The organism is Micromonospora trifolii (genome assembly GCF_022229005.1).
In the GTDB taxonomy this organism is placed as follows: Bacteria; Actinomycetota; Actinomycetes; order Mycobacteriales; family Micromonosporaceae; genus Micromonospora; species Micromonospora trifolii.
Map to the genome: position 1 here is coordinate 15970 of NZ_JAKKFD010000007.1, position 12849 is coordinate 28818.

Genomic DNA, 12849 nt, shown 5'->3' on the forward strand with positions numbered 1-12849 from the left:
TGCGCGCCGTCGGGCACGAGCTGCCGAGCGCCAGAGGCGCAGTGTCCGGCCTGCGGCATAGACTTGTCGGGCGATGCATCCTCTCTTCGACATTCCCGCGTCCCCGCCTGCGCCGGAGTCCGCGCCGGCCCGCCCGCACCGACCCGCGGCGGCCGCCGCGCGCCTTGATCCGCAGCAGCTGCTCGCCGGGCTGAACGGGCCGCAGCGCGACGCCGTCAGTCATGCCGGCTCGCCGCTGCTGATCGTTGCCGGCGCCGGGTCCGGCAAGACCCGGGTGCTCGCGCACCGGATCGCCTACCTGCTCGCCGCCCGGGACGTGCACCCCGGTGAGATCATCGCGATCACCTTCACCAACAAGGCCGCCGGTGAGATGAAGGAGCGCGTCGCCGCGCTGGTGGGCCCCCGGGCCCGCCTGATGTGGGTGTCGACGTTCCACTCGGCCTGCGTGCGGATCCTGCGTGCCGAGCACGAGCACGCCGGCCTCAAGTCGACGTTCTCGATCTATGACGCGGACGACTCCCGCCGGCTGATGCAGTTGGTGACCCGCGAGCTGGATCTCGACCCGAAGCGCTACCCGGCACGTGGGCTGGCGGCCCAGGTCTCCAACCTCAAGAACGAGCTGGTCGACCCGGAGCAGTTCGCGGCGCGGGCCACCGGGCCCAACGAGCGGGCGCTGGCCGAGGCGTACACGCTCTACCAGCGTCGGCTGCGTGAGGCGCACGCACTGGACTTCGACGACCTGATCATGACCACGGTGCACCTGCTCCAGTCCCACCCGCACGTCGCGGAGAGCTATCGCCGGCGGTTCCGGCACGTGCTGGTGGACGAATACCAGGACACCAACCACGCCCAGTACGTGCTGATCAAGGAGCTGGTCTCCGGCACCGACGGGCTGGAGCCCGCCGAGCTGTGCGTGGTCGGCGACGCCGACCAGTCGATCTACGCGTTCCGGGGTGCGACGATCCGCAACATCCTGGAGTTCGAACGGGACTTCACCGACGCGCGGACGATCCTGCTGGAGCAGAACTACCGTTCCACCCAGACCATCCTCAACGCTGCCAACGCGGTGATCGACCGCAACACCTCCCGCAAGCCCAAGCGGCTGTGGAGCGAGGCCGGCGCCGGCGAGCAGATCGTCGGCTACGTGGCCGACACCGAGCACGCCGAGGCCGACTGGGCGGCTCGGGAGATCGACCGGCTGGTCGACGCCGACGAGACCCGCCCCGGCGACGTCGCCGTCTTCTACCGCACCAACGCCCAGTCCCGCGTCTTCGAGGAGGTGTTCATCCGGGTCGGCCTGCCCTACAAGGTGGTCGGCGGGGTGCGCTTCTACGAGCGCAAGGAGGTCCGCGACGCCCTCGCGTACCTGCGTTCGGTGGTCAACGACGACGACACGGTGAGCCTGCGGCGGGTGCTCAACACCCCACGCCGGGGGATCGGCGACCGCGCCGAGGCGTGTGTCGAGGCGCTCTCCAGCCGCGACCGGATCTCCTTCGGCGCGGCGCTGCGCCGGGCCCGGGAGGCGCCGGGCATCTCCAGCCGGGCGGCCAACGGCATCGCCGACTTCGTGGCGCTGCTCGACGGCGCCCGTGAGCTGGCCGAGACCGGCACCCCGGAGGAGGTGCTGGAGGCGCTGCTGACCCGCTCCGGCTACCTCACCGAGCTGGAGGAGAGCCTGGACCCGCAGGACGCCGGCCGGGTGGACAACCTCCAGGAGTTGGTCAGCGTCGCCCGCGAGTACACCGAGCGGATCGAGGCGCTGGGCGAGGAGGGCGAGCGGGCCACACTGGCCGGCTTCCTGGAGCAGGTGGCGCTGGTCGCCGACGCCGACCAGATCCCCTCCGACGACCCCGACCACCAGGGCGTGGTCACCCTGATGACGCTGCACACCGCCAAGGGGCTGGAATTCCCTGTGGTCTTCCTGACCGGGTTGGAGGACGGCGTCTTCCCGCACCTGCGCTCGCTGGGTGACACCCGCGAGTTGGAGGAGGAGCGCCGACTGGCGTACGTCGGCATCACCCGTGCCCGACAGCGGCTCTACCTGTCCCGGGCGGTCACCCGCTCGGCCTGGGGGCAGCCGTCCTACAACCCGCCGTCGCGCTTCCTGGAGGAGCTGCCGACCGAGTTGGTGCACTGGGAGCGCACCGAGGGGTCGTACACCTCGTGGGCCGGCGGGGGCGGCGGCGTCGGTGGCCGCGCGGACCGCGCGCCCGGCGCGCGTGGCAACTTCACCGGGGGTACGCCGAAGGCGGCCCAGTTGGCGCAGCGGCTCGGCGTGGACGCCAGCCGGCTGACCACTGCCAGCGAGCTGCCGCAGGGGCCGAAGGTGTCCGCGGGCGACCGGGTCAACCATCAGCGGTACGGGTTGGGGCGGGTGCTCGCGGTCGAGGGGCACGGCCCGGGTGCCCGCGCGCAGATCGACTTCGGCGACCAGACCATGTGGCTGGTGCTCCGGCACGCCCCGGTCGACAAGCTCTGACCCCGTCGCGCCCGGGCGGGCCCACCCCGCCGATCTTGCACTTTCGGTCGCCGGCATGGGCGGTTATGCCTGTTTTGTCGGGGCAGAAAGTGCAAGATCGGCGGGGCGGAGGGGCGTCGGGGCGTGGGGGCGTGGGGCGCGTCGCCTCAGCAGCCCAGATCGACGCCACGGGCCCGCATGAACGGGGCCGGGTCGATCTGGTTCCACATGCCCTGGTGCACCTCGAAGTGCAGGTGCGGGCCGGTGGCATCGCCGGTGGCGCCCTCGTAGCCGATGACCTGACCGGCCTTCACCTTCTGGCCGACGGTGACCGCGATGCGACTCTGGTGGGCGTAGTGGGTCAGGTATCCGTTGCCGTGGTCGATGAAGACCGAGTTGCCGTACCCGTCGGAGGCATCGCCGGCCTGGGTCACGGTGCCGGCTGCCGCGGCGTGGATCGGCGTACCGGAGGGCAGCGCCAGGTCGATACCGGCGTGCAGAGTGCCCCAGCGCTGCCCGTAGCAGGACGTGACCGCCGCGCCCGGCATCGGGTCGACCCAGGCGGGTGTGGGCTTGGTGGTCTTCTTCGGCTTCGGCTTGGCCTTCGCGGCGGCGGTCTTCGCGGGGGTCGGGCTGGCGCTGACCGCCGACGGGCTGGGTGTCGGGCTCAGCGAGGGGGTGACCGGGGTGCTCGACTCACGGACCGAGCGGTCGGCCCGGCTCGCGCTGTCGGCTCGGGCCTGGGCGTCGAGGGAGACGGCGGCGGGTGCCGGGTGGTCGGTGCCGCTGGTGGCGACGGCGACCCCACCGAGGCCGAGGGCCACCAGGGCAGCGGCCCCGAGCACGATGAGGCGGTTCCGCCGGCCGGTGCGCCGCGGCGGCGCGGTCTGGGTGGTGTCGGGGGTGTTCTCGTTCTGGACGGGGCTGTCTTCCTGCACGGCGGACCTTCACAGTCGAGGGGCACTTGACCTCGAAATACTGGTGTCGGACCGAGAAGGGGCAGGCGCGGGGACCGAACCCTCGGACGAAGAGCTGACGGTCGGGTGCCCGGATATGACCCGCTGTGCGGCGCTACATCCGGAAAAGTGATCATGTTGCTGGGTGCCGTGGGTCACAGTCGACGCTGTGACAGGGGATACATCCGCCAGAACCGGCTGACGCAAAACCGCCCGGATCGACAGATCCGGGCGGTCAACGGTCGTGACACAGCGTCAGCCGGCGGCTACCTCGCTGTAGATTGCCTCGACTTGCAGCTTGATGTCCACTCCGCGCTCCTGGAGGAACGGCACCGGGTCGATCGGCTGCCCCTTGACATGGATCTCCAGGTGCAGGTGGGTGCCGTACGCGTGGCCGGTCTGACCCACGAGGCCGAGCTGGTCGCCCGCCTTGATCTGCTGGCCTTCCTTGACGCTCACAGCGGAGGAGTGGCCGTAGATGGCCTCGCTGCCGTCGGCGTGCTGGACGATCACCGCGTTGCCGTACCCGCCGAACCAGCCGGCCTTGGTGACCAACCCGTCGTGGATCGCCACGTAGGGCGTGCCCTCGCCGGCGACCAGGTCCACGCCGGTGTGCAGCTTGCCCCAGCGCATCCCGTACGGGGAGTTGAAGTCGTAGCCCTGCAGCGGCAGCAGCCAGACCTCGGGCTCGGCGCTGTCCTTGCTGCGGCTGTCCCGGGAGGCGCGGTCGGCGTTCTCCGAACGGGCCGCGGCGTCCTGGCTGGTGACCGACGCCTGCTTGAGCTCGTCGAGGACCGTCGGGCTGACGTCCTTGGCATCCGGCAGGGCGCTCGCGCCGAGGGCCACGATGCCGGCACCGACGAACGCGGTGGTGACGACAGCGGCGTAACGGCTGCGGGGTGGGGTGGGTACGCGGCGGCGACCGCGATATCGATCGGGCTCAGACGACAGGCGCTGGCGCACGCACACCCTCCGTTGTCGGGGTTCCGAAGCGGCCGGTGGGCGTCCCCTGAGGCTCCAGTGAAACGTCCGCTGACCGCGTCGTCACCCGTCCATGGACCTGATGACAACCGTGGACACGTTAGCCAACAGCCAGGCGAGTCACAAGCTAGACCGAAAAATTGGCGTGTCGATCTGTCCGTTTGCGTCCACGATTGTCATGCATCGCGACGCCGAACGGTGCCCCCGTCGCTGCCCGTTCGTCGCCGAGCGTGACCGTTCCGGCGGAGTCGTCCGGCTTGACTCCGGACGACGCCGGGATGTGTCCCCGGCCCTGCCAGCGACGCGGCGGCGGCAGGGTCGGGACGGGGGTGGGCCAGAATTCTCCGGGTTGCCACGTGGACACGCCGGGTAACTGTCGGTGGCAGGGCCCGGATTTCCCGGGCGGGGCCCGCCGGGTTACCGTTCGTTAAGGTGAAGGCGGTCAAGCCGGTGAAAGGTGTGCGCTGATGAGCTCTCGGATTCGGGTCGTCGTCGCCAAGCCCGGCCTGGACGGCCACGACCGGGGCGCGAAGGTCGTCGCGCGCGCCCTGCGGGACGCCGGGATGGAGGTCGTCTACACCGGCCTGCACCAGACCCCCGAGCAGATCGTGGAGACCGCCATCCAGGAGGACGCCGACGCTGTCGGCCTGTCCGTGCTCTCCGGCGCGCACATGACGCTCTTCCGGCGGGTGCTGGAACTGCTCGGTGAGCGGGACGCCCGCGACATCGTCGTGTTCGGTGGCGGCATCATTCCGAACGGCGACATTCCCGAGTTGGAGAAGCTGGGCGTCGCGAAGATCTTCACGCCGGGCGCCACCACCCAGGCGATTGTCGAGTGGGTTCGACAGAACGTGGCCCAGCCGGTTTCCTGAGGCACGCCGATCTGCTGCGTCACCGGATTTTGGGCACGGGGGAGGGGCCGGACGCACCCCTCACACGTCCGGCCCCTCTATGCACGATGCCCCGCCGCCACCCCTCGACCGACAGGGCATCGGCCGTATCCCGTCTTTGCGCTGTTCAGCGCTCCGACATCTGACTCAACGACGCCCCCACGGCAGGGTTACGCAAGCCGGACAACATCGCCCGGACGGTGGATGCCACCCGAGTCATGGCCGGAAACCGGCCACACCTGATGTCCGGTTGTGCATTACCGCACACCGTGCACCCGCTCGGTTGCCGGTGGTGCCGGCCTCGCTAGGCTGCGGCCAATGGCCTGTTTCAACTGATGACAGGCGTCAAACTGTTTTCTGAACGCTGGTGGCGGCGCGACGGCGCGCCGCGGAGACGGGACGGGACGCGCAATCGTGGACCTGTACGAGTACCAGGGGCGGGACCTGTTCGAGCGGCACGGCTTGCCCGTGCTGGCCGGCGGCGTCGCCACTACCCCGGAAGAGGCCCGCGCGATCGCCGAACGCCTTGGCGGCCGTGTGGTCGTCAAAGCGCAGGTAAAGGTCGGCGGCCGAGGTAAGGCCGGCGGCGTCAAGCTGGCCGAGGGCCCGGATGAGGCGGTGGCTCGGGCCACCGACATCCTCGGCATGGACATCAAGGGTCACACCGTCCACAAGGTCATGATCACGGTGACCGCGGACGTGGCCGAGGAGTACTACTTCTCGTACCTGCTCGACCGGGCGAACCGCACCTTCCTCTGCATCGCCAGCGTCGCCGGCGGCATGGACATCGAGCAGGTCGCCGCCGAGACCCCCGACAAGGTCGTGAAGGCCCCGATCGACGCCGTGAAGGGCGTGGACGAGGCCAAGGCCCGCGAGATCGTGACCGCCGCAGGCTTCCCGGCCGAGGTCGCCGACCAGGTGGTCGAGATCGCCGTCGGCCTGTGGCAGGCGTTCGTCGCCGAGGACGCGACCCTGGTCGAGGTCAACCCGCTCGCCAAGAACGGCGACGGCCGGATGCTGCTGCTCGACGCCAAGATCAGCCTGGACGAGAACGCGGCGTTCCGGCACCCGGACCACGAGGCGCTGGTCGACCAGGCCGCTGTGGACCCGCTGGAGCAGGCCGCCAAGGCCAAGGACCTCAACTACGTCAAGCTCGACGGCGAGGTCGGCATCATCGGCAACGGCGCGGGTCTGGTCATGTCGACCCTCGACGTGGTCGCGTACGCCGGTGAGCGGCACGGCAACGTCAAGCCGGCCAACTTCCTCGACATCGGCGGCGGCGCGAGCGCCGCGGTGATGGCGAACGGGCTGGAGATCGTGCTCTCCGACCCGGCCGTGAAGAGCGTCTTCGTCAACGTCTTCGGCGGCATCACCGCCTGCGACGAGGTCGCCAACGGCATCATCCAGGCGCTGGCCCTGCTGGAGCAGCGCGGCGAGCAGGTCACCAAGCCGCTCGTCGTCCGCCTCGACGGCAACAACGCCGAAGCTGGCCGGGCGATCCTGGACAGCGCGAACAACCCGCTCGTGCAGCGGGTGGACACCATGGACGGTGCGGCCGAGCGGGCCGCCGAGCTGGCAGCTGCGGGGGTCTGATCATGGCTATCTGGCTGACCAAGGACTCGAAGGTCATCGTCCAGGGGATGACCGGTTCCGAGGGTTCCAAGCACACCCGGCGGATGCTGGCCGCCGGCACCAACGTGGTGGGTGGCGTCAACCCGCGCAAGGCGGGCCAGACTGTCGACTTCGACGGCACCGAGCTGCCGGTCTTCGCGTCCGTCGCGGACGCGATGGCCGAGACCGGGGCCGACGTCACGGTCATCTTCGTGCCGCCGCAGTTCACCAAGGCCGCAGTGGTCGAGGCGATCGACGCCGCGATCGGCCTGGCCGTGGTGATCACCGAGGGCGTCCCGGTGCACGACACCGCGTCGTTCTGGGCCTACAACGTGGCGCAGGGTGAGCGGACCCGGATCGTCGGGCCGAACTGCCCGGGCATCGCCTCGCCGGGCGCGTCCAACGCCGGCATCATCCCGGCCGACATCACCGGCTCCGGCCGGATCGGCCTGGTCAGCAAGAGCGGCACGCTGACCTACCAGATGATGTACGAGCTGCGCGACATCGGTTTCTCCACCTGCGTCGGCATCGGCGGTGACCCGATCATCGGGACCACCCACATCGACGCCCTCGCGGCGTTCGAGGCCGACCCGGAGACCGACGCCATCGTCATGATCGGTGAAATCGGTGGCGACGCCGAGGAGCGGGCCGCCGAGTTCATCAAGGCCAACGTCACCAAGCCGGTGGTCGGCTACATCGCCGGCTTCACCGCTCCGCCCGGCAAGACCATGGGTCACGCCGGGGCGATCATCTCCGGTTCGGCCGGCACCGCCGAGGCGAAGCAGGCGGCGCTGGAGGCCGTCGGCGTCAAGGTCGGCAAGACGCCGACCGAGACGGCAAAGCTGATGCGGGAGATCATGTCCGGCAACTGAGCCGGTCAGGCAAGCCGAAGGGGGTCGACCGATCACGGTCGACCCCCTTCGGCGTACGCGCGCTCCGCGCTGGTCAGTCGTTGTTCCAGAACGGGTAGTTGCCGGTCGAGCGCAAGATCGCCCCGCCGATGATGTTGATCACGCCGAACGCGATGGCGAGGTAACCGAGCAGCGGCGACTGCCCGTACCGCCGGGCGTCGCGGATGGACAGGTAACCGAAGACGATGCCGAAGATGCCGCAGCAGATCAGCCCCAGCACGATGCCCAGCACGCCCCAGAGGGTGGTGCGGTCGCGTCCCTGGGCCGGTGGTGGTGGGGGAGGCGGGTATGGCGTCGTCACAGCGTCCTCCGAGCGGTCATGGGCGACGAGCCGGTCCGGACCGCGACCGGCGAGCCCGTCCCGGGTGGCGGCGACTCGCGCCCCCTCACGGCCGAGGCTAGACCGGCCCGGGTGGGCAGGACGTCGGTTCGGTGAACTCGCCGACCTTAGGAGGGGTTAACGGACTGCCACCGCCCGCGCGACGTGCCAGAGTAGAGCGGATGTCCCCCGTCACCCCTGACCGTCCCAGCCGTTCCGGCGGTGTGCGCGCCGACGACCGGCCGGTCGACCGTGCCGCACCGGCCCGGCGGGTGCCCGCGCCCCGCGCGGGCGGGTCGCCGCGCGGGCGGGCGCCGTTGGCCGTCGCCGCCGGGGTGGCCGCCTGCTGGGCCGCCCTCACCTCGTACCTGCCGGTCGCCATCGTGCTCGGCCTGGTGCAGCTCGGCGCGGATTCCACGACCCTCACCGGCACCCTGCGCACCACGCTGGCCGGCTGGTTGCTGGGGCACGGCGTGCCGCTGCACACCGAGTCCGGGCCGCTCGGGCTCGCCCCGCTGGCGCTGACAGTGCTCGCGCTCTGGCGGCTGACCCGCGCCGGTGTGCACGTCAGCCGCGCGATCGGTGCTCGCGACACCCGCTCGCCGCGCCGGGCGCTGCTCGCCGCGGTCGCGGTCGGCATCGCGTACGCGCTGCTCGGCGCGCTCGCGGCGGTGCTGGTCGGCACCGGTGGGCCGGAGGTGTCAGTGATCCGGGCGGGTGGCACGTTCGCGGCGGTCGGCACACTCGCCGCGCTGGTCGGCGCGGTCCGGATCACCGCGGTGACCCGGCTGCTCGTCACCCGACTGCCGGGCCCGGTGCGTGACGGCGTTCGTACCGGTCTGGTGGCCGGGCTGCTGCTGCTCGGCGCGGGCGCGGGCGCGGCCGGCCTGGCGGTGGCCACCGGCGGCGGCGACGCTGCCGACATGATCGGGGCGTACCGGACCGGGGTCGCCGGGCAGGCCGGCATCACACTGGTCAGCGTCGCGTACGCGCCCAACGCGGCGGTCTGGTCGACCAGTTACCTGCTCGGGCCGGGCTTCGCGGTCGGGACCGACACCGCGGTCCGCACCAGCGAGGTGTCGGTCGGCGCGCTGCCGGCCGTGCCGCTGCTCGCTGGCCTGCCGCGCGGCCCGGTGGACGGCTTCGGCGCCCTACTGCTCGCGGTGCCGGTGCTGGCCGGGATGGTCGCCGGTTGGCTGCTCGCCCGGCGGGTGGCCCGACTCGCCGGGCCGGAGCGGGCTGCGCAGCGCTGGGCCGAGTTGCTGGCGCCGGCGGCGCTGGCCGGGCCAGTCGCCGGTGTGGTGCTGGGTGCGGCCGCGGCGGTCTCCGGCGGGCCGCTCGGCGCCGGTCGGCTGGCCCAGGTCGGGCCGGTGGGTTGGCAGGTCGGGGCGGTGGCGGCCGGTGTCATAGCGGTCGGCGCGCTGCTCGGCGCCGCCGCCACCCGGGCGCTGACCCGAGGCCCCGCGCAGTAGACGAGCGCGGGGCGCCCCGGGAAACCCCGGAGCGCCCCGTCGAATCCGAGCCTGTCAGGGCTGGGTGGGCAGGTTGACCTGCGCCACGACGCTCAGGATGAGCAGCAGGATGCCCAGCCCGACGCCGACCGCGCCGCAGATCAGACCGGCCTTGGCCTGGCCGGCGTTGTTGGCCTGGCCCTGGGCCACCTTCTGCTTGGCGAGGTAGCCGGTCACGATGCCAGCGATGCCGACCGGGATGCCCAGGTACAGGCAGCAGATCAGCGGGATCGACGCGATACCGAGGATCATCGACACCAGGCCGAGGGTGTTGTTCTGCCCCTGCGCCTGCGGGTACCCGGCGTTCGGGTACGTCGGGCCGGCGCCGTACGGCGGCTGCTGCTGCGCGTACGGGTCCTGGTACGGCGGCTGCTGACCGTACGGCTGCCCCGAGGTGGGCTGCTGACCGTACGGCGCCTGCGGCGCGGCGTACGGGTCCTGCGGCTGCTGGCCGTACGGCTGGCCGGAGGTGGGCTGCTGGCCGTACGGGGCGGCCGGCGGCTGGGGAGCGGTCGGGTCCTGGTTGGGCTGCTGGCCGTACGGGTCCTGACCGGGGTTACCGGGCTGCATTCGAGAAGCTCCTTGGACTGGTTCCGTCAGTTGGTGCTCTTTGTTTCCATCCATGATCGCGGTCAGTCCTCCCAAAGCCCAGTACAGCAACAGGACGACATGTCTCCCAAAGCAGGCAAACAGGCCCTTGTCGACCGCTTCGTGTGCCGGATCAGGGGCGGTGTGTGGGCCGGTGCGGCGTTCGGCCCGAGCGAGCGGCAGCGTACCGGGTCGACGCACGTCGGCGCCGTCGAAGATCGGCGTACCGCCCAGTCGAAGGGCGTCCCTGACCTGCCCGATAGGGTGACCCGGTGACCGAGCCCGCGCCTGTCGCCCGCATCGTCGTCCTCATCTCCGGCTCCGGGAGCAACCTTCAGTCGCTGCTGGATGCCGCCGCCGACCCTGCGTACGGCGCTCAGGTCGTCGCGGTCGGCGCGGACCGCGACGGCATCGCGGGCCTGGACCGGGCCGACGCGGCGGGGGTGCCGACCTTCGTCGAGCGGGTCCGCGATCACGACACCCGGGAAGACTGGGACCGCGCGCTCACCGCGCACGTCGCGAAGCACCAGCCCGACCTGGTCATCTCCGCAGGTTTCCTCAAGCTGGTCGGCCCGCACTTCCTCGCCGCCTTCGGCGACCGCTACCTGAACACCCACAACACGCTGCTGCCGGCATTCCCCGGCATCCACGGCCCGCGTGACGCCCTCGCCTACGGCGTGAAGCTCACCGGAGCCACCCTCTTCTTCGTCGACGCCGGCATGGACACCGGGCCGATCGTCGCGCAGGTAGCGGTGCCGGTGCTGGACGACGACGACGTCGACACGCTCACCGAGCGCATCAAGGAAGCCGAGCGACGCCAGCTCGTCGAGCAGGTCGGTCGGCTGGTCCGCGAAGGCTGGACCATCACCGGAAGGAAGGTCACGGTTCCGTGAGTCCCACTCAGGACGGGCGCCGCCCGATCAGGCGGGCGCTGGTCAGCGTCTACGACAAGACCGGGCTGGTCGAGCTGGCTCAGGCCCTGCACGCGGCCGGTGTGGAGATCGTGTCCACCGGCAGCACGGCGGGCACCATCGCCGCCGCCGGGGTGCCGGTGACGCCGGTGGAGACGGTGACCGGGTTCCCCGAGGTTCTCGACGGCCGGGTGAAGACCCTGCACCCGAAGGTGCACGCGGGCCTCCTCGCGGACCTGCGCAAGGACACGCACGTGACACAGCTCGACGAGCTGGGCGTGGCGGCGTTCGACCTGCTGGTCTCCAACCTCTACCCGTTCCAGGCCACCGTCGCCTCCGGCGCCGGCGTCGAGGAGTGCGTGGAGCAGATCGACATCGGTGGCCCGGCGATGGTGCGGGCCGCCGCCAAGAACCACGCCTCGGTCGCCGTGCTCACCGACCCGGCCGGTTACCCGGCCCTGCTCGGCGCGCTCGGCGAGGGTGGCTTCACGCTGGCCCAGCGTCGCGCGCTGGCCGCCCGGGCGTTCGCCGACATCGCCGAGTACGACGTGGCTGTGGCCCAGTGGTGCGCCCAGGAGCTGGCGCCCGCCGACGACTGGTGGCCGCAGTTCGCGGGGCTGGCGCTGCGCAAATCCGCAGCGCTGCGCTACGGCGAGAACCCGCACCAGCCCGCCGCGCTCTACACCGACCCGGACGCCCCGGCCGGGCTGGCCCAGGCCGAGCAGCTGCACGGCAAGGAGATGTCGTACAACAACTACGTCGACGCCGACGCCGCCTGGCGGGCCGCGAACGACTTCGCCGACCAGCCGGCGGTGGCGATCATCAAGCACGCCAACCCGTGCGGCATCGCTGTCGGCGCGGACGTCGCCGAGGCCCACCGCAGGGCGCACGCCTGCGACCCGGTGTCGGCGTACGGCGGCGTCATCGCTGTCAACCGGTCGGTCTCGGTCGAGCTGGCCCGGCAGGTCGCCGAGATCTTCACCGAGGTGGTGGTCGCCCCCGGCTTCGACGAGGGCGCGGTCGAGGTGTTGCAGGGCAAGAAGAACATCCGTCTGCTGCGGGCACCGGCCTGGAAGCCGGCGCTGGTGGAGTTGCGGCAGGTGACCGGTGGCGTGCTGGCCCAGGTCGCCGACCGGGTGAACGCCACCGGCGACGACCCGGCCAACTGGCAGTTGGCGACCGGCGAGGCCGCCGACGAGGAACTGCTGCGGGACCTCGCGTTTGCCTGGCGGGCGGTCCGCGCGGTGAAGAGCAACGCGATCCTGCTCGCCAAGGACGGCGCCACCGTCGGCGTGGGCATGGGTCAGGTCAACCGGGTCGACTCGGCGCAGCTCGCGGTCAGCCGCGCCGGCGCCGACCGGGCCCGCGGCTCGGTCGCCGCCTCGGACGCGTTCTTCCCGTTCGCCGACGGCCCGCAGATCCTCATCGACGCCGGGGTCCGCGCAATCGTGCAGCCCGGTGGCTCCATCCGCGACGAAGAGGTCATCGAAGCGGCCAAGAAGGCCAACGTAACGATGTATCTGACCGGAACCCGCCACTTCTTCCACTAACCCCCGGGGCCAGACCCCGTCCCGCCCAGCACAGGGCGGGTTGATCATGGGGTTGACGGGCGACAGGCCGGCTTGGGGTCAAGGGGTGAGTGCAATCGTCAGGTGGCGATGAGGTGGTCCAGGCGCTCGGCTGGGGTTGCCCAGCCGAGTGTCTGGCGGGGGC

Annotated in this window: 11 protein-coding genes; 7 read left to right on the plus strand and 4 right to left on the minus strand. The window is 71.4% G+C overall.

The window, feature by feature from the left end:
- Positions 1-73: 73 nt before the first annotated feature.
- A complete protein-coding gene (gene pcrA / locus NIE79_RS05310) occupies positions 74-2479 on the plus strand; it encodes a DNA helicase PcrA (RefSeq protein ID WP_238677481.1) in 2406 nt (801 codons plus the stop codon).
- 146 nt (positions 2480-2625) lie between these two features.
- On the opposite strand, the gene NIE79_RS05315 is transcribed toward pcrA, so the two are convergent.
- Together NIE79_RS05315 and NIE79_RS05320 are read right to left on the minus strand one after the other, a co-directional pair.
- Positions 2626-3396 (minus strand): M23 family metallopeptidase, encoded by a 771-nt coding sequence (locus NIE79_RS05315; protein WP_238677482.1) that lies wholly within the window; start codon positions 3394-3396, stop codon positions 2626-2628.
- 273 nt (positions 3397-3669) lie between these two features.
- Complete coding sequence (locus NIE79_RS05320) at positions 3670-4377, minus strand: M23 family metallopeptidase (protein ID WP_238677483.1); 708 nt, start codon at positions 4375-4377, stop codon at positions 3670-3672.
- A gap of 485 nt (positions 4378-4862) precedes the next feature.
- On the opposite strand from NIE79_RS05320, the gene icmB reads away from it, so the two are divergent.
- The 3 genes from icmB (at position 4863) to sucD (ending at position 7768) form a co-directional block, all read left to right on the plus strand.
- Entirely contained in the window at positions 4863-5267 is a 405-nt protein-coding gene (icmB, locus tag NIE79_RS05325) for a coenzyme B12-dependent isobutyryl CoA mutase small subunit (RefSeq protein WP_030491849.1), read from the plus strand.
- A 432-nt stretch (positions 5268-5699) separates the two neighbouring features.
- Positions 5700-6878 carry an ADP-forming succinate--CoA ligase subunit beta gene (sucC, locus tag NIE79_RS05330; RefSeq protein ID WP_091406357.1) on the plus strand — a complete coding sequence of 393 codons (1179 nt, stop codon included), beginning with the start codon at positions 5700-5702 and terminating at the stop codon, positions 6876-6878.
- Positions 6879-6880: 2 nt separating this feature from the next.
- Positions 6881-7768, plus strand: coding sequence for a succinate--CoA ligase subunit alpha (sucD, locus tag NIE79_RS05335; protein WP_238677484.1), 888 nt, complete (start codon positions 6881-6883; stop codon positions 7766-7768).
- A gap of 73 nt (positions 7769-7841) precedes the next feature.
- Here sucD and NIE79_RS05340 read toward each other — a convergent pair whose 3' ends face one another.
- Positions 7842-8108 carry a hypothetical protein gene (locus NIE79_RS05340; RefSeq protein ID WP_091406354.1) on the minus strand — a complete coding sequence of 89 codons (267 nt, stop codon included), beginning with the start codon at positions 8106-8108 and terminating at the stop codon, positions 7842-7844.
- Positions 8109-8308: 200 nt separating this feature from the next.
- Between NIE79_RS05340 and NIE79_RS05345 the strand changes: the two genes are divergently transcribed.
- Positions 8309-9598: a cell division protein PerM gene (locus tag NIE79_RS05345; protein WP_238677485.1), complete on the plus strand. Its 1290-nt coding sequence runs from the start codon at positions 8309-8311 to the stop codon at positions 9596-9598.
- 54 nt (positions 9599-9652) lie between these two features.
- Here the strand turns inward: NIE79_RS05345 and NIE79_RS05350 are convergent, their stop codons facing one another.
- Positions 9653-10207: a DUF4190 domain-containing protein gene (locus tag NIE79_RS05350; RefSeq protein WP_210783383.1), complete on the minus strand. Its 555-nt coding sequence runs from the start codon at positions 10205-10207 to the stop codon at positions 9653-9655.
- Positions 10208-10497: 290 nt separating this feature from the next.
- Between NIE79_RS05350 and purN the strand changes: the two genes are divergently transcribed.
- Together purN and purH are read left to right on the plus strand one after the other, a co-directional pair.
- Positions 10498-11118, plus strand: coding sequence for a phosphoribosylglycinamide formyltransferase (gene purN, locus NIE79_RS05355; protein ID WP_091406347.1), 621 nt, complete (start codon positions 10498-10500; stop codon positions 11116-11118).
- Entirely contained in the window at positions 11115-12686 is a 1572-nt protein-coding gene (gene purH, locus NIE79_RS05360; protein WP_238677486.1) for a bifunctional phosphoribosylaminoimidazolecarboxamide formyltransferase/IMP cyclohydrolase, read from the plus strand. The genes purN and purH overlap by 4 nt, the downstream gene beginning before the upstream one ends.
- Positions 12687-12849 lie beyond the last annotated feature (163 nt).